Annotated in this window: 18 protein-coding genes; 12 read left to right on the forward strand and 6 right to left on the reverse strand. The window is 61.6% G+C overall.

The window, feature by feature from the left end:
* Positions 1-58 precede the first annotated feature (58 nt).
* The 3 genes from rpiA (at position 59) to gor (ending at position 2,875) form a co-directional block, all read left to right on the forward strand.
* Complete coding sequence (rpiA, locus tag AC0L15_RS16265; protein WP_287248765.1) at positions 59-787, forward strand: ribose-5-phosphate isomerase RpiA; 729 nt, start codon at positions 59-61, stop codon at positions 785-787.
* Entirely contained in the window at positions 774-1,340 is a 567-nt protein-coding gene (locus AC0L15_RS16270; protein ID WP_287248767.1) for a DUF2059 domain-containing protein, read from the forward strand. Before rpiA ends, AC0L15_RS16270 begins: the two co-directional genes overlap by 14 nt.
* 146 nt (positions 1,341-1,486) lie before the next feature.
* Positions 1,487-2,875, forward strand: a complete 1,389-nt coding sequence (gene gor, locus AC0L15_RS16275) for a glutathione-disulfide reductase (RefSeq protein ID WP_287248768.1) — start codon at positions 1,487-1,489, stop codon at positions 2,873-2,875.
* A 104-nt stretch (positions 2,876-2,979) separates the two neighbouring features.
* Here gor and AC0L15_RS16280 read toward each other — a convergent pair whose 3' ends face one another.
* The 3 genes from AC0L15_RS16280 to AC0L15_RS16290 form a co-directional block, all read right to left on the reverse strand.
* On the reverse strand, positions 2,980-4,884 hold the full coding sequence (locus AC0L15_RS16280) for an ABC transporter ATP-binding protein/permease (protein WP_287248769.1): 1,905 nt from the start codon (positions 4,882-4,884) through the stop codon (positions 2,980-2,982).
* Positions 4,885-5,397: 513 nt separating this feature from the next.
* A complete protein-coding gene (locus tag AC0L15_RS16285) occupies positions 5,398-6,078 on the reverse strand; it encodes a DsbA family oxidoreductase (protein ID WP_287248770.1) in 681 nt (226 codons plus the stop codon).
* Positions 6,079-6,101: 23 nt separating this feature from the next.
* Complete coding sequence (locus AC0L15_RS16290) at positions 6,102-7,916, reverse strand: extracellular solute-binding protein (protein WP_287220780.1); 1,815 nt, start codon at positions 7,914-7,916, stop codon at positions 6,102-6,104.
* Positions 7,917-8,147: 231 nt separating this feature from the next.
* Between AC0L15_RS16290 and AC0L15_RS16295 the strand changes: the two genes are divergently transcribed.
* Positions 8,148-8,777: an invasion associated locus B family protein gene (locus tag AC0L15_RS16295; RefSeq protein ID WP_287248771.1), complete on the forward strand. Its 630-nt coding sequence runs from the start codon at positions 8,148-8,150 to the stop codon at positions 8,775-8,777.
* Between the two features lie 150 nt (positions 8,778-8,927).
* On the opposite strand, the gene hspQ is transcribed toward AC0L15_RS16295, so the two are convergent.
* Both hspQ and AC0L15_RS16305 read right to left on the reverse strand, forming a co-directional pair.
* Entirely contained in the window at positions 8,928-9,251 is a 324-nt protein-coding gene (hspQ, locus tag AC0L15_RS16300) for a heat shock protein HspQ (RefSeq protein ID WP_287067788.1), read from the reverse strand.
* A gap of 197 nt (positions 9,252-9,448) precedes the next feature.
* Positions 9,449-10,660 carry a UbiH/UbiF family hydroxylase gene (locus tag AC0L15_RS16305; RefSeq protein ID WP_287248772.1) on the reverse strand — a complete coding sequence of 404 codons (1,212 nt, stop codon included), beginning with the start codon at positions 10,658-10,660 and terminating at the stop codon, positions 9,449-9,451.
* A 62-nt stretch (positions 10,661-10,722) separates the two neighbouring features.
* On the opposite strand from AC0L15_RS16305, the gene AC0L15_RS16310 reads away from it, so the two are divergent.
* The 8 genes from AC0L15_RS16310 to AC0L15_RS16345 all read left to right on the forward strand — a co-directional run bounded on the left by AC0L15_RS16310 (position 10,723) and on the right by AC0L15_RS16345 (position 19,088).
* Positions 10,723-11,661 carry a DUF2182 domain-containing protein gene (locus AC0L15_RS16310; RefSeq protein ID WP_473496570.1) on the forward strand — a complete coding sequence of 313 codons (939 nt, stop codon included), beginning with the start codon at positions 10,723-10,725 and terminating at the stop codon, positions 11,659-11,661.
* Between the two features lie 12 nt (positions 11,662-11,673).
* Positions 11,674-12,288 (forward strand): DUF1326 domain-containing protein, encoded by a 615-nt coding sequence (locus AC0L15_RS16315; protein ID WP_287248774.1) that lies wholly within the window; start codon positions 11,674-11,676, stop codon positions 12,286-12,288.
* Positions 12,285-13,121, forward strand: a complete 837-nt coding sequence (gene pcsA / locus AC0L15_RS16320; RefSeq protein ID WP_287248775.1) for a phosphatidylcholine synthase — start codon at positions 12,285-12,287, stop codon at positions 13,119-13,121. The genes AC0L15_RS16315 and pcsA overlap by 4 nt, the downstream gene beginning before the upstream one ends.
* Positions 13,122-13,155: 34 nt before the next feature.
* Complete coding sequence (locus AC0L15_RS16325) at positions 13,156-14,133, forward strand: quinone oxidoreductase family protein (RefSeq protein ID WP_287248777.1); 978 nt, start codon at positions 13,156-13,158, stop codon at positions 14,131-14,133.
* 229 nt (positions 14,134-14,362) lie between these two features.
* A complete protein-coding gene (locus AC0L15_RS16330) occupies positions 14,363-15,940 on the forward strand; it encodes an ABC transporter ATP-binding protein (RefSeq protein WP_287241493.1) in 1,578 nt (525 codons plus the stop codon).
* Complete coding sequence (locus tag AC0L15_RS16335) at positions 15,937-17,049, forward strand: ABC transporter permease (RefSeq protein WP_128169542.1); 1,113 nt, start codon at positions 15,937-15,939, stop codon at positions 17,047-17,049. Before AC0L15_RS16330 ends, AC0L15_RS16335 begins: the two co-directional genes overlap by 4 nt.
* A complete protein-coding gene (locus AC0L15_RS16340) occupies positions 17,049-17,969 on the forward strand; it encodes an ABC transporter permease (protein WP_077377988.1) in 921 nt (306 codons plus the stop codon). The genes AC0L15_RS16335 and AC0L15_RS16340 overlap by 1 nt, the downstream gene beginning before the upstream one ends.
* Positions 17,970-18,020: 51 nt before the next feature.
* Positions 18,021-19,088, forward strand: coding sequence for a BMP family ABC transporter substrate-binding protein (locus AC0L15_RS16345; RefSeq protein WP_023801834.1), 1,068 nt, complete (start codon positions 18,021-18,023; stop codon positions 19,086-19,088).
* A gap of 183 nt (positions 19,089-19,271) precedes the next feature.
* On the opposite strand, the gene rimO is transcribed toward AC0L15_RS16345, so the two are convergent.
* Positions 19,272-20,585: a 30S ribosomal protein S12 methylthiotransferase RimO gene (rimO, locus tag AC0L15_RS16350; RefSeq protein WP_287248779.1), complete on the reverse strand. Its 1,314-nt coding sequence runs from the start codon at positions 20,583-20,585 to the stop codon at positions 19,272-19,274.
* Positions 20,586-20,707 lie beyond the last annotated feature (122 nt).

Genomic DNA, 20,707 nt, shown 5'->3' on the forward strand with positions numbered 1-20,707 from the left:
TTTGACCGGACGGGCAAAGATGCTAGGAGCGCCGAAACAAGCGAAATCCGGGGCAAGCATGGATGCGAGGCAACTGAAGGTCGAGGCCGCACGGGCGGCACTTGCCCATGTCAGCGATGGCATGCGGCTTGGCATCGGCACCGGCTCGACGGCCGACGAGTTCGTGCGGCTGCTCGCCGAAAAGGTCGCCACCGGCCTTACCATTATCGGCGTGCCGACCTCGGAGCGCACCGCTATCCTCTGCGGTGAGCTTGGCGTGCCGCTGTCGACGCTGGAAGAAACGCCCGAGCTCGACCTTACCATCGACGGCGCCGACGAGATCGATCCGGAGCTGACATTGATCAAAGGCGGCGGCGGTGCGCTGCTTCGCGAAAAGATTGTGGCGGCGGCTTCCGCCCGCATGATCGTCATCGCCGACCGTTCGAAGATGGTCGAGACGCTCGGCCGTTTTCCACTGCCGATCGAGGTCAACCCGTTCGGCCTGCGTGCCACGGAAATCGCGGTCGCCGCGGCAGCCGGAAGGTTCGGCCTTTCCGGCCCCGTCACATTGAGGATGACGGGAAGCCAGCCTTTTGTTACAGACGGCGGCCATTTTATCCTCGATGCATCTTTTGGCCGCATTCCGGATACAAGAGCGCTTTCGAATGCTCTCCATGCCATTCCGGGCGTGGTCGAGCATGGTCTTTTCATCGGGCTGGCATCAGCGGCCATCATAGCCGGCGACGGCGTCCAAACCGTCCATGCCGCCCGAAAACCAGGGAGTTCTACCGATCATGATGTTGCATAACCGGGTTCGCCGTTTTTCTGCAATTCTGGCAGCTTCAGCCGTCTTTGCGTTTTCATCGCCGGCGTTCTCGCAGGACGTCAGCGAAGGGCATCTGAAGGCGGCCCGCGCCGCAGTCGCGGCGATCCACGCGACGGATCCGTTCGACAGCATCCTGCCGCAGGCCGCCGGCGCGCTTCAGCAGCAGCTCATCCAAAAGAACCCGGACATGCAGGAGCTGATCGGCAGAACGATTAGCGAAAAGGCTCTGGCGCTGGCCTCGCGCCGCGCCGATCTCGAGAACGAAGCGGCCCTGGCCTATGCCAAGGTATTTTCCGAAAAAGAGCTTACCGAAATCGCCGCTTTCTACAATTCCGATTCCGGCAAGAAGCTGCTCGACAGCGGCCCGGCGGTGACACGCGACCTGCTCAAGGCCGCCGACATCTGGCAGAACGGCGTCGCTCGCGATCTCGCCCAGCAGGTCGGCGAAACGCTGGCCGCGGCAGCAAAGGCCACAGCACCGGCAAATGCCGCGGCTCCGGCTGATGGCACGCAGCCCGAAGCACCGAAGAACTGAGCATATTTTCCGGCGGCGTCATCGCTGCTGGACCGGAAAGCCCGCCTCCGTTGCGCGTCCGACAGGATGCGCTGCGTCCGGGCTTTCCTTTTGGTGGTTTGCAGCCTACCTGTCTCGGACATTTTTGAAGGGCAAGGAGCTGCGCCATGGCCGTCTTTGACTACGATCTTTTCGTCATCGGCGGCGGCTCCGGCGGGGTGAGGGCGGCGCGCGTGGCGGCGGCACTCGGCAAGCGCGTCGGCATTGCCGAGGAATACCGCTATGGCGGCACCTGCGTCATCCGCGGCTGCGTGCCGAAAAAGCTCTATGTCTATGCCTCGCAATTTCCCGAGCACTTTGCCGACGCCGCCGGTTACGGCTGGACCGTGCCGCAGGCGAGCTTCGACTGGCAGACACTGGTTGCCAACAAGGATCGCGAGATCAGCCGGCTGGAAGCCATCTACAGGAAAAATGTCCAAGGCGCCGGCGGCGAGACGTTTCAGTCACGCGCCATGCTGGTCGATCCGCATGCGGTGCATCTTCTCGGCGAGGACCGCACCGTCACCGCCGACCAGATTCTCATCGCCACCGGCGGCCGCCCGGCACCGCACCCGGCTCTGCCCGGCCATGAGCATTGTATCTTTTCCAACGAGGCCTTCGATCTCAAGGAATTGCCTGACGCGATCATGATCGAGGGCGGCGGCTATATTGCCGTCGAGTTCGCCAACATCTTTCACGGCCTCGGCGTCGACACAACGCTGGTCTATCGCGGCAAGGAGATCCTCTCCCGCTTCGACATGGATCTCAGGCGCATGCTGCACGAGACGATGGAAAAGAAGGGGATAAAAATCCTCTGCCATGCCGTCTCCGAATGGGTCAGGAAGCGTCCCGACGGGCGCCTCGACGCTGTCGTCACCGGTGGCAAGGTGCTGACGGTCGATCAGGTCATGCTTGCCATCGGCCGTCTGCCCAATACCGAAAACATGGGGCTTGAGGGCGTCGGCATCGAGATGACCAGGACCGGCGCTATCCATGTGGACCAATATTCGCGCACCAGCATCGACAACATCTGGGCGATCGGCGACGTCACCAACCGCGTGCAACTGACGCCGGTGGCGATCCATGAGGCGATGTGTTTCGTCGAGACCGCCTTCAAGGGCAACCCGACCGCGCCCGACCATGAAACGATCGCCACCGCGGTGTTCTCGCAGCCCGAGATCGGCACGGTCGGCCTGTCGGAAGACGAGGCCATAAAGCGTTTTTCCGACGTTGAGATCTACCGCGCCACCTTCCGGCCGATGCGCAACACGCTGTCGGGCCGCGACGAAAAGATGCTGATGAAGCTGGTGGTCGACGGCGCCTCGAAAAAGGTGCTCGGCGCCCATATCCTCGGGCCTGATGCCGGCGAGATGGCGCAGCTTCTCGGCATTCCGCTGAAGGCCGGGCTGACCAAGGATGACTTCAATCGCACGATGGCCGTGCACCCGACCGCGGCGGAAGAACTCGTCACCATGTACAAGCCGACCTACCGGGTGAGGGACGGCGAGCGCGCCTGACGTTTTGCCCGTATCGTCACCAATGGTGCATCTATGCACGAAGGCAATGGTGCAGCGATCCGAGCGAGGTGAGTGTCCTCAAACCCTGTTGCGGACACTATCGATTATTTCTGCCTGATGCGGCGAGGGAAGCGCAGCCATCTTTCCTCGACCGGCCTTGTTTCCTCGACTGGCCTGGGGTGCGCGAGGATGGTGGTGAGCTCGACCGGCAGGCTCGGCGCCAGCGGCTTTTTGGTCGCGACACCGTCCGCGATGGCAACGATGCTGTGGTAGAATTCGGCGCCTGAAAGCGACCTTGGCGGCACCGCCTCGTGCATGATCGAGATCACCGTGACATCTGGGCAATTGTCCTTGATCGCTTGATGGAAAGCGATCTTCCCTTCCGGATCGAGCGCCCCGGTCGCTTCGTCGAGGAACAGCAGCCCCGGCTGCTGCAGCACGATGCGCGCGACAACCAGCTTCTGTTTCTGGCCGCCCGAAAGCACCTGGTCCCAGCTCATTCCGTCACGGCTTTCATCGGCCATGTGTTCGATGAAATCGCCAAGGCCGGCTTTGTGCAGGGCCGATGCAACCTGGGCGTCGGTGTGATCGCGCTCTGAACCGGGCAGGCAGACCAGTTGCTTCAGCGAGACCTGCTGCAGCTTGACCTCCTGGGCGGCATAGAAACTCTCGACCCCTTCGGGGAAGACGATGGAGCCGCGGCCATAGGGCCACAGACCGTTGATCGCCTTGATCAGCGATGTCTTGCCGCAGCCTGATTCGCCCTTCAGGAACGTCCACTCGCCACGCCGGAAGCGCAAATTCGCAGCACTCAGGAAGGGCGTGGCGTCCTCGCCCTGATGGGTCAGCTCGAGTTTCTGGATGGTCAAGCCGAAAACCGGGTTCTGACGGTCGTAGCGGAAATCGGAACAGCCGGTGAGACTGTAGAATTCCTGCGGGTGTTGGACGTTTTCGATCGCGTTGGCGAGTTCGGTCACACGTTGGCTGTTGGCGCGCAGCGCCGCAATGGAAGGCATGACATGGATGAACCACGAACATTGATTGATGAGCGAGTTGACCATCTCGGAGCCGGTTATGTAGCCCTTGAGGTCGAAACGATTGTGGATATAGGGCACCAGGCCCGGCGCATAGGCGACTATGCGGGCGCCGATGAAAGTGTAGACCAGTTCGAAAGAACGATAGCTGGTGTTGACGATGTTCAGCCTTGCCCAGGTGCGGTCGATGTCGACATAAAGCCGTTCGTGCATCGTCTTTTGCACATTCTCGCCCTGGGAGGCGGCGACGTGGAAACTGCGGCGCAGGAACGTGGTCAGCTCGCCGCGATAACTGCCTTCGGATTGCTGCATCCGGATGTTGATCCGTTCCAGCAACTTGCCGAGCTTTACCGCGATCCAGGTGTTCAGCGGCACGTAAATGGCGACCGCCAGGAAAGCCAAGACCGCGCTGCCATAGCTGCCGAGGAACTCCAGCCCTTTCACCTCTGCCGAGGTTTCAAGCAGTTTCCGGCCGACGAAATAAAGCGATGTGGCGACAGCCATGACCCCGATGGCGAGGCCGATGGCTCCGCCGGTCATGTCCTTGATCGATTCCTGGACACGCTGGTCGATGTTGTCGGGGGCAGCAGCGCCGGAGGAACCGTGCTGAGCATGGAAATGCGTGTGATTGGTGTCGAGAAGCGCTGCGTTGAAACGGCTGTCCAGCCAAGCGCGCCATTTGCGATGCAGCGTCGCGGAAACAAAAGTGCGGATGCCGGTAAAGCCCGCGTCCTTGAGCACGACCAGAAGGATGAGCACGCCGGCGTTGGTGAGCAGCGATGCGAGCGGCGTGGTGTTCGCGGCATCATGGTAAAAGGCGATCGAGTTGACCAGTTCCCCGGATGCTTCGGCGAACCAGACGCCAGCCTTGCTGGAGAGCGCGGTAAACAGGGCGATGACCAGCGTCAGCGTCCAGGCCTCCACCCAGCGGTCCGAGAACCAGTAGGCCCGCATCAGTCCCCAGAAGCTGCGCATCGAGGAAACCGGTGTCAGGAGCGGCGACCTTGCGGCGCCGCGGAGCCATTTTTCCGATATTGAATGTCGCTCTGGTCTACCGACCCGAATCACAATCCCGCCCAAACCTCATTTAGTTTTGTTACAGACAGTAACACCAATTGATCATTTTCAATTATCTTTTCTCGGGCTGTGGAGGATTGAACCCTGGCCGTTGCCATTAAGCAACAGCGGCAACGCCATGCGATGCCGCTCTCGACTCAAATTATCAACATAATTTCAATGAGTTGCTGGTTCACGTAGGCAAGCGTCAGCATCTTCCCCAAGGGAAAGCTTTTGCACAGTTTTGTGAGGCAAGAGCGTGGTCGATCGGCCGATTTTTAAGCTGCGGAAGACGAATCGACGCAAAGATACGCCGTCATCTTTGTTGCCTTATCGACCTGGCGGCAGCCGGAAAGTGACCGAAGGGGCGTTGGCCCGGAGGCGTTGGCTGCTTTGGCAATGTCGCCAAAGGCGCCTATGGAAGGACGTCCATCAGTTCGCTTTCTCCAACTCGCCCCGCGCCTTCGCCGCCGCAACCTGGCGAATGGCGTCGGTGAGCGTGTCAACGTCTTGCGCGCCCATCACCGCATACTTGCCCTCAAGCAGAAAGCACGGCACTCCCGTGATACCCATGCGCGAAGCAGTGGCGATTTCGGTGCGCACCGCCTCGACATCGGCGTCCGTCGGCAAAAGAGTCTCGACGACGGACGCATCCATGCCGGCCTCGCGGGCGGCGTTGATCAGCACGACATGATCGCCGAGATTGGCGCCTTCCTCGAAATTCAACTGGAACAGACGTCGCACCAGCCGGTTCTGCATGACCTCGCCGGCGGCACCAGCCCAGCGGATGACGCGGTGCGCGTCCAGCGTGTTGGGCGCGACCTTGATGGCGGCGAAGGCGAAGTTGATTCCCTCGGCTTCGCCCAATGGCTCGATGCGGGCGTGGATCTCGCGAATACGTTCGTCGCTGCCGAACTTGGCCATCATGTATTCGCGGCGATCCTTGCCTTCGGGCGGGATGGTTGGGTCGAGCTGGAACGGCCGCCAGCGAATATGCACCTCGACCTCGTTTGCCGCGGCGATCGCCTTGTCGAGCCGCTTCTGGCCGATGAAGCACCACGGGCAGACGATGTCGGAGACCACATCGACGGTAATCGACTTCTCGTCGCTCATCTTGATCTCCTGTTCCAAAGAGGTCACTTCGGCTTGCGCCACCATGTCGGCAGTCGATAACCGGATATGGGGGTCTTTCGCGGATGTTCCAGATAGCTCCAGTAGGCGAGCCATTGCTGCGTGTTGTGCTGCATGGGAACCATGTAGTGGCCGGAGATCAACAACCTGTCGAGGACCCGGACGGCGGCAACATAATCTTCGCGGCTGCGGGCGTCGACCATCGCCTCAAGTGCTGCATCTATCGCCGGATCGGCGACGCCGGCAAGGTTGAACGACCCTTCGGCATTGGCGGCGGCTGATCCCCAGCGCCCGAACTGCTCGATGCCCGGCGACAGCGAGTTCTCGAAGCCGCTGGCGCCGATCAGCACCTCGAAATTGAAACGTTGCTTGCGTGACTGGATCTGGTCGCCGTCAAGGCTGCGGATGGTGACATCGATGCCGATCTTCGCAAGCGTGCGCTGGTAGATGGCGGCAAGGCGCTCCTCGTTCTGGGAGGCGGTCAGGATCTCGAAGCCGAAGGGTTTCCCCTCGGGATCGAGCATCACTCCATCCTGCAAGGCATAGCCCGCGCCCTTGAATATGTCGAAGGCAGCTTTCAGCACCCTGCGGTCCTGGCCCGAGCCGTCGGTGACAGGTGGCCGCCAGGTGCCGTCCATGACATCGGCCGGCACACGACCCGGGTAGGGTGCCAGGAGCGCCTTTTCCCTGTCGTCGGCCGGATGGCCGAGTGCCGACAGCTCGGAATTCTGCCAATAGCTCATGGTGCGCATGTACTTGCCGCCAAACAAGTTCTTGTTGGCCCATTCGAAGTCGTAGAGCATGCCGAGTGCGCGTCGAACCACCGGATTGGAGAACTTCTGCAGCCGCGTGTTGAACAGGAACCCCGTCACCACTGGCGGGATGCCGGTGTCGAAATTTTCGGCGATCACGTCGCCCTTGTGGAAGGCCGGGAAGTCGAGATCGCGCTCGCGCTTGACCGGATCGCTGTCGTCAGCGATAGCGCAGATGCCTTTCTTGAAAGCTTCCAGCTTGGCGTTGGCGTTGAGAAAATATTCGATGGTGATCTGGTCGTAATTGTCGAAACCGCGCTTGGCGGGGATGTCCTTGCCCCAATAATTCGGGTTGCGCTTGAACACGATACGCTGGCCAGGCGCCACGTGCGCCACGGTGTAGGGGCCGCTGCCGATCACCGGTTTCAGCGTGGTCCTGTCGAAGGTCGCCTTGTCGAAAGCGTGCTTCGGCACGATCGGCGTCATCGCGATAACCAACGGAGTCTCGCGATTAGCCTTGTCGTTGAATGTAAAGCGCACGCTGCGGTCGCCGGTCTTTTCCAGTTTGGCGACCATGCTCATGCGGGCGCTGTAGGGTGGCCGGCCTTTCTCGGTAAAGACGTCGTAGGTGAACAGCACGTCTTCCGCGGTCACCGGTTGGCCATCAGACCATTTAGCCCTCGGATCGAGGTGGAATTCGATGCTCTTGCGCTCCGGATCCATGTCGGCAGTGTCGGCAAGCAGGCCGTAAAGACTGAAGGCCTCATCGTCGTTGCGCTGCATCAACGGCTCGAAGACGAGATTGCCGAAAATCCTGTCGATCATGCCGCGTGCCGTCGTGCGCAGGCTTTTCAGGATGAAAGGGTTGAGATTATCGAAGCTGCCAACGACGCAATAGGTGATGCTGCCGCCCTTCGGCGCATCGGGATTGACGTAGTTGAAATGCGCATAGTCGGCCGGCAGCGCCGGCTCGCCCTGCATGGCGATCGCGTGTTTTGGCTCCGACAAGGCCGGCTGGGGCGAAAGGGTGATAATCGCGGCGATCAGCCAAACAAGAACGCGGCCCATGACCGTCTCCTTACCGGGTCGGCTTGATGATTCGGAGCGCACCCTAACATGAGCCGACCGCCTCCCGGCTAATCGCGAGCTCAAGAATTGCTTGTATCGGGCTGGATTCGGCACCGCTTGCAGTGTAACACGCCGTTCGAAGTCATTCTGTTGCCTCATTTCGGCAACAGTTAGCTGGACCACACGGCGCGAAGAAGCCGGTCCCGGGATCATTGAGAGGAAGTGCACGATATGACGAGCCTGAACAGCAACGCGTACCGCCTGGCGGTCATGGCCGCTGGCGTGGTCGGCTTTTTGGGCGCACAGCTTCCCGCTGCTCTTGCGCAGCAGCAACAGCAGATTCCGCAGGGCTGGTTCAAAGCCTGCACCAAGCAGGAAGACGTCGACATCTGCAATGTCCAGAACATTACCACTGCCGGCAACGGCCAGCTCGTCACCGGCATCAGCCTGATCGAATTGAAGGGCAAGGTAAACCGCAAGGTGTTCCAGGTGACGGTTCCGAGCGGTCGCCTGATTCCTCCGGGCATTGGCCTCCAGATCGACACCGCGAAGGCGCAGAAGCTCGACTATGTGATCTGCTTCCCCGACCGCTGCGTGGCGGAAGTGCCGCTGACCGACCAGCTCATCAATTCCTTCAAGAAGGGTTCGAACCTGACGCTGACCTCAGTCAATTTCCAGAACCAGCCGAACCCGATCAAGGTCGCTCTGACTGGCTTCAGCGGCGCCTTCGACGGGCCGCCGCTGCAGCAGTCGGACATCGAGGATCGGCAGAAGAAGCTTCAGGATTTCGTTGCCAAGAACAACCAGGACTTCGCCAAGAAGCTCAAGGAAGAGCAGGACAAGGCGAAGACCGCCAACTGATTTCCCCTGAGGGCAAACAAGACAATTTCCAACAAAAAAGCGGGGTCATGCCCCGCTTCTTTTGTTGCGGCCGCCATTTCCTGATCCCATCAGGCCCGGGATTTTCGTCAGGGCCCCGCAACTTTCGTCAGGTCCCGCGATTTCGTCAGGTCAATGTCTTGACTGGTGTCTCGGCTCGTAGCGTCCATCCGGTCGCTTGTCGAACATCTCGCCGATCTCCGGATGCCGCACCGGCTCGCCAGACCGGTCCTCGAGCAGGTTCTGCTCAGACACATAGGCGATGTATTCCGTTTCCGAATTCTCGGCGAGCAAGTGGTAGAAGGGCTGGTCCTTGCGCGGCCGCACATCCGCAGGGATCGCCTCGTACCATTCGTCGGTGTTGGCGAATTGCGGGTCGACATCGAAAATGATGCCGCGGAACGGAAACAGCCGGTGGCGGACCACCTGTCCGATCGAGAATTTGGCTGTTTTCATCATGGTACTCACCACTAAGTCCTAGAGCGCCGCACCCCTGGAATGCGCAAAGACGCTCTAAGACCTTGAATTTACGCGTTACGCTTCAAAAAATCGAGCCCGACTTATGGCCGATATCCTATTTGGCGTAGACGCCGCATGAATTCAATGCCGAAGCGCTTGACGCCCGACCAAGCTGCGGGCCAGCGCGCCCTGAGCTACCGCCGGATCTGTTTCCTCAAGCCGCCGGCGAGCGCCGCAAAACCACTGCCGGGCCGCAGCCCCTCGCGCATGAAAAAGGCGCGGAGCGGCGCGAAGCCGCCGAGCACGCCAAGGCCGGCGCTGCGCGCCATCTGTGCCGGCAGCATCTGCGAGAGCAGCGACTTGTTGAGCAGGTTGACCGCATTGCTGCGCGCCAGGATGTCGGGCCGGCGCTTGAAATCATAGGCTGCGAGGGCCTTGACGGCGCCTGGATCATCCCTTTTTTCGCAAGCAATTCCAATTAGATCATCGATATCCCTGATACCAAGGTTTAGGCCTTGCGCACCGATCGGCGGAAACACATGGGCGGCTTCGCTGACAAGTGCCACCCGGTTGCGCGCGAAGCACCGCGGCGTCACGCCGGAAAGCTGGTAGACCTGCCGCCCGGGTTCGACGGAAACCCGGCCCAGCATCGATTGCATCCGCTGTTCGACCCGCATCGAAAGCGCCGCGTCGTCCAGTGCGGCGAGTTCCTTCGCCGTTTCCGGCTCTACCACCCAGACGAGGCTCGACCGGTTGCCGGGCAGGGGAACCTGGGTGAACGGGCCGGTCTCGGTGTGGAACTCGGTCGAAGTGAACGCGTGGTCGCTGCGGTGGCCGAAATTGAGAACCAATGCCGCCTGCGGATAGGACCGCACCGACGTCGAGATGCCGGCAGCCTCGCGGGCCGGCGACAGACGGCCATCGGCCGCGACGGCCAGCGATGCCGTGATCTCGCTGCCGTCAGATAGGATCGCATGCGCATGGTCGCCCTCGAGGCGCCAGGTCTCTACCATCGCTTTTCGCCATTCGATGCCGGAATGGGCGGCAACAACACGGGCAAGTGCGGGGTTGAGCGCACTGTTGGGTAAATTCAGTCCGAACTGCTCCTCGCCGATTTCGCTGGCGCGGAAAATGACCACCGGGCTGCGGATCAGCCGGCTGGTTGCATCGACGATGCGCATCACCTTCAGCGGTGCGCCCTGGGACCTCACCGCATCGAGCACGCCCAACCGTTCGAGGATCTTCAGGGCCGGGTTCATCAAGGCCGTCGTGCGGCCGTCCTGGCCATTTGCCTCGGGACCGACGAGCGTCACGGGAAAGCCGGCGTCTGCGAAACCAAGCGCTGCAATCAGCCCTGCCGGGCCACTGCCGGCAACCAGTATCCGTGCTGTTTCCCGACGGTCCAATTCGGCTTCCCGGTTGCGATGCGAGGCGGTCGGTCAGACCTGATGAGCATATAGATCAGATCATGCGGCTTGATCAACGCGGCGATTCGGCCCATTCGACTGCCATGACCGCCGAAGACCATGATTTCAGTCATCTCGACCGTTTTGGCCGCGCCGCGGGAAACGTCTCGCGCAATCCTCGACTGGCGGTGAACATCGTTTTGGGCGCAGCCGTCGTCCTGGCATGGCTGCTGCTTGGCGCCATGGCCATACGTGGCGCCGAAAGCCGGGTTCCGGGCGTCGATGCACCCGGCGACACGATGCTCAGGTACCTGCCGGGGCTGCCGCTGCCGGATCTTCTCGAGCGCTTCTTCAGCCTTTGTCTTGCACCTGCGCCGCTCGACGGGGGCGTCGGCGCGCAGGCCGGAGCGCTCATCATCATGTGGTTCCTGATGGCGGTCGCCACCATGCTGCCTTCGGCGGCGCCGATGATCCGCACCTATTGCGAGATTGCCGACACCGCGCGGATCAAGGGCGAAGCGGTCGTCCATCCGCTGATTCTGGTCGCCGGTTACCTCAGCGTGTGGTTGGCTGCGTCGGCAGTGTTTGCGGCGCTGACGCTCATCGTTCACGCCCTCGCCTCATCTGTGCAGATGCTCGATCCGGTGGTCGGAGCGACAGGAGCGGCTGCGCTTCTGGTTGCTGGCCTCTATCAGTTCAGCGGCCTGAAGGAAGCCTGCCTGACAAAATGCAAAAGCCCGTTCTCGATCCTGTTTTCGAACTGGAGCGCGAGGCCCGGCCGCATTTTCCGGCTCGGCATAGAGCAGGGTGTCTGGTGCCTCGGCTGCTGCTGGGCGCTGATGCTGGTGATGTTCGCCGTCGGTGTGATGAACGTGTTCTGGTTGGCGTTGATCGGCCTGTTCACCTTGATTGAAAAACAGACGGCGGGCAGGCTGCCAACCCGGCTCGCCGGTGCGATACTGCTTGTCTGGGCAACCGCCCTGCTAGTAGTCTCGGCATAGGGAGAGAATTCTATGGCGGATCAAGGCTGGGCAATGAAAGGAGAGTTGGTGCTCTCCTGCAATTGCACGGTTTTTTGTCCTTGCGTGCTGTCTCTCGGCAATCATCCGCCGACCGAGGGCTATTGTCAGACCTGGGCGGGGTTCCGCATCGATGCCGGCCATTTCGGCGAGGTCGAGCTGTCCGGCCTCAATCTTGGGCTGGTCATGGAAATCCCCGGCTATATGAGCCGCGGCAACTGGACCGCCGGACTGTTCATCGACAAGCGCGCCTCAGTCTACGCGGTAAAGGCGCTGACCAGGATTTTCACCGGCAAGGCAGGCGGGACCACCTCGCTGCTCTCCATCCTGGTCGGAAAGTTCCTCGGCGTCGAGCAGGCGCCGATCACCTATGAGACGCGCGACAGGACGCGGATCTTCCAGATCCCGAAGATCATCGATGGAGCGGTAACGCCGATTTCCGGCAAGGACCGCGACAAGGATACGGTGATCAGCAATTCGGAGTACTGGATCGCACCGGAGATCATCGTCGCCAGGTCCGACAAGAGCAAGATGCGGGCCTTCGGCCGCAACTGGAATTTTGCCGGCCGCTCGGCCGAAATCTGCAAGCTGGACTGGCGGGGCCCGTGAGCAAAAAAACAACGGCCAGAAAAATCACGGCCGGAAAAATCACGGCCAGGAAAATCGCCGACAAGATTCCGAGGCCGAAGAAGAAAGTCACATGGCCGCAGGCGCGCGCGTTTTCGGTGCATCTGCTGACCGCGTCGGGCTCGTTCCTGGCGTTCCTGTCGCTGGTGGCGGCGAGCGAGCAGCGCTGGACGGCGATGTTCTGGTGGCTGGGGCTGGCGCTGTTCGTCGACGGCATCGACGGGCCGATCGCCAGGAAACTCGAGGTCAAGGAAATCCTGCCGACGTGGTCGGGCGAACTCCTCGACAACATCATCGATTACGTCACCTATGTGCTGATACCGGCCTTCGCGCTTTACCAGCGCGGCTTCATGGGCGAGGGCCTGTCGTTCCTGTCGGCGGCGATCATCGTCGTGTCGAGCGCGATCTACTATGCCGACACCGGGATGAAGACCAAGGAGAATTTCTTCAAGGGGTTTCCCGTGGTCTGGAACATGGTGGTGTTCACGCTGTTCATCATCGAGCCGGGACAATGGGTTTCCTTCGCCGTGGTCGTGGTGGCCGGCATCCTGACCTTTGTGCCGATCAATTTCATCCACCCGGTGCGGGTGGCGCGGCTGCGGCCGATCAACCTTGGCATGACGCTGCTATGGTGCGCTTTCGGAGCGCTGGCGCTGGCGCAGGCAGCTCTTGCCGCCTTCTACGACCAGATCGGCGTCCTGGGCGAGCAGGTGAGTGTCTTCACCAAGATTGGCATCACGGTCACCGGACTTTACCTCGCATGCATCGGGGGTATCATGCAGCTCTTTCCAACGCTCGGCGCCAAGAAAACCTGATCCCATAGAGTCTGGTCCCAAGAGAGCCTCATCAATGTCCAAAGCAATACGCATCCACGCCCATGGCGGTCCGGAGGTCCTGACCTATGAGGACGCCGATCCGGGCCAGCCCGGCTCGGGGCAAATCCTGGTCAGGCACACGGCGATCGGCCTCAATTTCATCGACGTCTATCATCGCTCCGGCCTTTACCCGCCGCCAGGCGGTTTCCCGCTGATACCCGGCGGCGAGGCGGCCGGGGTGGTGGTGGAAGTGGGCGCGGACGTCGACTGGCTGAAGCCGGCCGATCGCATCGCCTACGCCGTGACGACTGGCGCCTACGCCGAACAACGCGTGATCGCCGCCGATCGCGTCGTCAAGGTGCCGGACGGCATCAGCGACGAACAGGCGGCCGCCATGATTCTGAAAGGGATGACGGCGGAATATCTGCTGCGCCGTACCTTCGAGGTGAAGGCGGGCGACACGATCCTGTTTCACGCGGCGGCCGGCGGCGTCGGGCTGATCCTCGGCCAATGGGCCAAGCATCTCGGCGCAACCGTGATCGGCACCGCCAGCTCCGCCGACAAGATCGAGCTCGCCAAGGCGCATGGCTTCGACCACGTCATCAACTACCGCGAGCAGGACTTCGTCGCCGGCGTCCTCGCCATCACCGGCGGCAAGAAGTGCGACGTCGTCTATGATTCGGTCGGCAACGACACCTTTCCGGCTTCGCTCGACTGCCTGAAGCCGCTCGGCATGTTCGCCAGCTTCGGCCAATCGTCGGGACCGGTCCCGCCGTTCAGCATGTCATTGCTGGCGCAGAAAGGTTCGCTGTTTGCAACCCGTCCAACACTGTTCGTCTACAACGCCAGGCGCGAAGACCTGGAGGCGTCCGCCGCCGCGCTGTTCGAAATCGTGCTCAGCGGCGCGGTCAAGATCAAGATCAATCAGCGCTACGCGCTCCAGGACGCCGGCAGGGCGCATTCCGACCTCGAAGGCCGCAGGACGACCGGGACAACCATTATTGTCCCCTGAGCCTTGCCATCGCTTGGAGCGACCTGCGTCCACTTGGACGCACAAAAGCACGCTCAGACATTTTGAATCTGCGCATCGTGCTTTCCGAAAATCGATTTCGATTTTCGGGCCGATGCGTTAGGTTTCCGCTGAAATTCTTGAAGCTCTTTCAAGACGGGTGCCGCTTTGCGACGACAGCAGGCCACGCATACCATGCCTGCGGGAACACAGAACATATCTGGCAAACCAGATGGGAGGCACTGTGAGTGCAAATCAGGACGACGCCAACCTGCTTGAGGTTCGTGGCCTTACCAAGACGTTCGGCACACTGACAGCGTGCGACCATATCGATCTCATCGTCGCAAAAGGCGAAATCCATGCGTTGCTCGGCGAGAACGGCGCCGGCAAGTCGACGCTCGTCAAAATGCTGTTCGGAACGCTGGAGCCCAATTCGGGCGAGATTTTCTGGAACGGCCAGGCGGTCACGATCACCAATCCCGGCTTTGCGAAGAAGCTTGGCATCGGCATGGTGTTCCAGCATTTTTCGCTGTTCGAGGCACTGACGGCGGCCGAGAACATCGCGCTGTCGCTGGACGACGGTTCGCCGATCAGCACGATCGCCGCGAAGGCGAGGGCGCTTTCCTATAGCTACGGCCTGCCGCTCGATCCGCAATCGCTGGTCGGCGACCTCTCGGTCGGTGAGCGCCAGCGTATCGAGATCATCCGCTGTCTGCTGCAGACGCCGCAGCTCATCATCCTCGACGAGCCGACCTCGGTGCTGACGCCGCAGGAAGCCGACAAGCTGTTCGAGACGCTCGAACGGCTGCGCTCGGAAGGAAAGTCCATCCTCTACATTTCGCACCGGCTGGAAGAGGTCAAGCGTATCTGCGACCGCGCTACCGTGCTGCGCCACGGCAAGGTCGTTGGCCATTGCAATCCGCGCAAGGAAACCGCGGCATCGCTGGCGCGCATGATGGTCGGCAACGACGTGCAGGCCGTGGTGCGCGCGCCGGCCCAGGGTATCGAGACTGCGCAGCCGCTGCTTGAAATCCGCGCGCTCAGCCGCAAGCCCGCAACGCCGTTCTCGATCCCGCTCAGAAACATCAACCTGGCCGTACGCGCCGGCGAAGTGATCGGCATTGCAGGCGTCGCCGGCAACGGCCAGGGCGAGTTCTTCGAATCCGTTTCCGGTGAGGTGCCGCAGCAGGATGCCGCCTCGGTGCGTATCCGCGGCAAGGACGCCGGCCACCTCAGCATCACCGGCAGACGGCTGATGGGCGCTGCCTTCGTGCCGGAAGAGCGGCTCGGCCACGGTGCAGCACCGCGCATGAAGCTTTCGGAAAACCTGCTGCTGTCGCGCCATGCCACCGACGGCAAGGTTTTTGTCGGCGCCGGCGGAATGGTCAAAAGCGATGCGATCTATGCAGCTGCCCAACGCATCATCAAGGCGATGGATGTGCGCAAGAGCGCTGCGGACCCGGAGGCGGCAGCGCTTTCAGGCGGCAACCTGCAGAAATTCATCGTCGGCCGCGAACTCGACCGCAGGCCAAGCGTCATGGTCGTCAATCAGCCGACCTGGGGCGTCGACGCCGGTGCGGCCGCCCATATCAGGCAGACGCTTATCGAATTGGCGCGCAGCGGCTCGGCAGTGCTGGTCATCAGCCAGGATCTCGACGAATTGTTCGAGATATCCGACGCGATCGCGGTGATGCACAATGGCGAGTTGTCGAAGCCTTTGCCGATCGCCGAGGCGACGTTCGAAAAGATCGGACTGCTGATGGGCGGGGCCGAGCCGGGCCACGCCGAACACGCTCTGGAGACGTCATGATGCGCCTCGAACTCGTCAAACGGCCGCAGCGCTCGATGCTGTTCTCGGCGCTGTCGCCCTTCATTGCATTCGTGCTGACGATCATTGCCGGCGCCATCCTGTTCGCGCTGCTTGGCGTCAATCCCTTGAAGGCGTTCCAAATCTACTTCCTCGAGCCTGTCAGTCAGGTCTGGCAGCTGCATGAGCTGGCGATCAAGGCGGCACCGCTCATCCTGATCGGGGTCGGCCTGTCGGTTTGCTACAGAGCCAACATCTGGAACATCGGCGCGGAAGGCCAGTTCATCCTGGGCGGCATCGTCGGATCAAGCATTCCGGTGCTGTTTCCGCAGTTTGAAGGGCCGCTGGTGCTGCCGCTGATGCTGCTGTTCGGCATGGTCGGCGGTGCCGCCTACGCCGCCATTCCCGCCCTGCTCAAGGCGCGCTTCAACACCAACGAGATCCTGACCAGCCTGATGCTGGTCTATGTCGCGCAGCTGTTCCTCGACTGGCTGGTGCGCGGGCCGTGGCGCGATCCGAAGGGTTTCAATTTCCCGCAGACGATACAGTTCAACGACTCGGCGATATTGCCGGAACTGATGCCGGCCTCCGGCCGCGCCAATTGGGGTTTCGTGTTCGCGCTGGTCGCGGCGGTGCTGGTTTGGATCCTCATGAGCCGCATGCTGAAAGGCTTTGAGGTCCGCGTGCTCGGCTCAAGCCCCAGGGCAGGGCGCTTCGCCGGCTTCGGCATCCACCGGATGGTGTTCTTCGCCTTCATGCTGTCGGGGGCACTGGCCGGACTTGCCGGCATCTCGGAAGTCTCCGGCGCCATCGGCCAGCTGCAGCCGGTGATTTCGCCCGGCTACGGCTTTGCCGCCATCATCGTGGCGTTCCTCGGCCGGCTCAATCCATTAGGCATTGTCGCGGCGGGCCTGGTGCTGGCGCTGACCTATCTTGGCGGCGAGGCGGTGCAAAGCGCGCTCGGCATCTCCGACAAGGTGGCGCGCGTGTTCCAGGGCATGCTCCTGTTCTTCGTGCTCGGCTGCGACACGCTCATTCACTACCGCATTCGTCTGATCGGCCTGGCTGCGCCGACGCTTGAAGCCGCGCCGAAGCTGGAGGAGGCCCGCTGATGGACATCACCGTCAACATTCTTTTGACCATCGCAACCGCGGCGACGCCTTTGCTGATCGCGGCGATCGGCGAGCTGGTGGTCGAACGTTCCGGCGTGCTCAATCTCGGCGTCGAAGGCATGATGATCATGGGGGCGGTCGGCGGTTTCGGCGCCGGCTATCTCACCGGATCGCCATGGATCGGGTTGTTGGCGGCGATCGCCCTGGGTGCGGTGTTTTCACTGCTGTTCGCCGTCATGACCTTGTCGCTGGCCACCAACCAGGTTGCGACCGGCCTGTCGCTGACACTGCTCGGCCTAGGGCTTTCCGGCATGATGGGCACCAGCTTTGTCGGCCAGCCCGGCGCAAGGCTGCCAAACCTCGACATTCCCGGCCTGACAGCGATGCCCGTCATCGGCAGGTTGCTGTTCGGCCAGGACCCGATCTTCTACATCTCGATTGCATTGACCGCCGCCGTCATGTGGTTCCTGTTCAAGACCCGCACCGGACTGACGCTGCGCTCGATCGGCGACAGCCACACATCGGCCCATGCGCTTGGCATCAAGGTCATCCGCTACCGCTACCTGGCGGTGATCTTCGGCGGCGCCTGTGCGGGCCTTGCCGGGGGCCACCTGTCGCTGGTCTATACGCCCCAATGGGTGGAGAACATGACCGCCGGGCGCGGCTGGATTGCGCTGGCGCTGGTCGTGTTCGCATCATGGCGGCCATGGCGGGTGCTGGCGGGCGCCTATATCTTCGGCGCGGTCTGGATCGGCCAGCTTCATGCACAGGCTTTTGGGATTCCGGTTCCCTCGCAACTGCTTTCTTCGTTGCCCTATCTGGCAACCATCGTGGTTCTCGTTCTAATCTCGCGCAACAAGCGTTTGACGATGATGAACACACCGGCTTCCTTGGGGCAGCCATTCGTTCCGGATCGTTGACAATAAAAGACAAACGGGAAGCTCCAAGGCTTAACTCAGAGAGGTAACACGATGAAAAAACTGCTTATTGCGCTGATGACCGCGGCGGCGGCATTGTCGCTGGCGGCGACCGCCGAAGCGCAGGAAAAGCTGAAAGCCTGTTGGGTCTATACCGGCCCGATCGGCGATTTCGGCTATTCGTACCAGCATGACCAGGGCCGCCTGGACGTGGAGAAGGCGCTCGGCGACAAGGTCGAGACCGCTTATCTGGAGAACGTCTCCGAGGGTCCCGATGCCGATCGTGCCTTCGAGCGCCTGGCGCGCGAAGGATGCAAGATCATTTTCGGCACGTCCTTCGGCTTCATGGACCCCGAAGTGAAGGTCGCCAAGAAATTCCCCGACGTGATGTTCGAACACGCGACCGGCTACAAGACATCAGAAAATCTCGGCATCTACAACGCACGTTTCTACGAAGGCCGCTACATCCTCGGCCAGATCGCCGCCAAGCAATCGAAGTCTGGCGTCGCCGGCTACATCGTTTCGTTCCCGATTCCCGAAGTGGTGATGGGTATCAATTCCTTCATGCTCGGCGCCCAGTCGATCAAGCCGGATTTCAAGGCGAAGATCGTCTGGATCAATTCATGGTTCGATCCGGGCAAGGAAGCCGATGCCGCCAAGGCTCTGTTCGACCAGGGCGCCGACATCATCGTCCAGCACACCGACTCGACCGCTGCCCTGCAAGTCGCCGAAGAGCGCGGACTGCAGGGCTTCGGCCAGTCTTCGGACATGATCAAGTTCGCCCCCAAGGCGCAGTTGACCTCGATCGTCGACGATTGGGGCCCGTACTATATCGGCCGGGTGAAGGCCGCGCTCGACGGCACATGGAAACCCGGCAATGTCTGGCTGGGCATCAAGGACGGCGCCGTTAAAATGGCCCCTTACACCAACATGCCCGACGACGTGAAGGCGATGGCGGAAGCCACCGAGAAGAAGATCGTCGAAGGATGGAACCCGTTCACCGGCCCGATTGCCAAGCAGGACGGCACGCCGTGGCTGAAGGAAGGCGAAGTCGCCGACGATCCTACGCTGCTCGGCATGAACTTCTACGTCAAGGGCGTCGACGACAAGCTGCCGCAGTAAGTGCAAGATGGGCCAAAATCTTGACAGGCCAAAATCTTGACAGGAAGGGCGCCGCGCGGCGCCCTTTCGTTTAGCAAAAGCCCGAAATCGGGATCGATTTCGGGAAGGGTCATGCGCAAAATCAGGTGTTATGCGGCGTCCTTTGCCGCCCGAAAGGACGCAGCGCCATAAAGCGAGATGCGGTCAGACCGCCGAGCCGTAGAGATCGTAGGCGTCGGCACGGTCGATCTTGACGGTGACGACATCGCCGGCACGCAACGGGCGCCGCGACTGGATATGCACGGAGCCGTCGATTTCGGGTGCGTCGTATTTGGTGCGGCCCTTCGCCGAGGTGCCATGCGCCTCGTCGATCAGCACTGGCAGGCGCTTGCCGACCTTCCTGGCGAGTTGCGTCGCCGAGATCTTCTGCTGACGCTGCATAAAACGGTGCCAGCGCGCCTCCTTGATTTCCTGCGGGACCTGCTCGAGGCCGAGGTCGTTGGAGCGGGCGCCCCTGACCGGCTCGTATTTGAAGCAGCCGGCGCGGTCGATCCTGGCTTCGTCCAGCCAGTCGAGCAGCATCTCGAAATCGTCGTCCGTCTCGCCGGGGAAGCCGACGATGAAGGTGGAGCGGATCGCCAGATCCGGACAGATTTCGCGCCAGCCGCGAATGCGGTCGAGCGTCTTCTCGCCATGGGCGGGCCGGCGCATGTTCTTCAGCACTCGCGGCGAGGCGTGCTGGAACGGGATGTCGAGATAGGGAAGGATCTTTCCTTCGGCCATCAGCGGGATGACATCGGCGACATGCGGGTAGGGGTAGACATAGTGCATGCGTACCCAGACGCCGAGCTTGCCGAGTTCCTCCGACAGATCGAGGAATTTGGCCCGCACTTCGCGATCGCCGAACATGCTGGTCTGGTATTTGATGTCGATGCCGTAGGCGCTGGTGTCCTGCGAGATCACCAGGATTTCCTTGACGCCGGCCTTGGCCAGTTTCTCGGCCTCGCGCAGCACGTCGGCCGCCGGCCGCGAGACGAGATCGCCGCGCAGCGCCGGGATGATGCAAAAGGTGCAGCGGTTGTTGCAGCCCTCCGAAATCTTGAGATAGGCATAGTGGCGCGGCGTGAGCTTGACGCCTTGCGGCGGCAAAAGGTCGACATAGGGATCGTGGCTCGGGGGCGCGGCCTCATGCACCGCAGCCATCACGCTCTCGTAGGCCTGCGGACCGGTGATGGCGAGAACGTTGGGATGTTTTTCGCGGATGACGTCCGGTTCGGCGCCGAGACAGCCGGTGACGATGACCCTGCCGTTCTCCGAAAGGGCGGAGCCGATGGCATTGAGCGATTCATCGCGAGCCGAATCGAGAAAGCCGCAGGTGTTGACGACGACCAGATCGGCGCCGTCATGCTTGCGCGCGATCTCATAGCCCTCGGCGCGCAGGCGCGTGATGATGCGCTCCGAGTCCACGAGGGCTTTCGGGCATCCAAGGCTGACGAAACTGACGCGAGGGGCAGACATTTGCGGTTTCCAATGGACGCGGGCCGGAAACCCTTAGGCCCGGCCCGGAAGTCTCGATGCATGTTGATCTTTTGAACTTTCGCAGAAGCTCAATTCGCACGGCGCAATAGCATAGTTCCGCA

The organism is Mesorhizobium sp. WSM4846 (genome assembly GCF_055811415.1).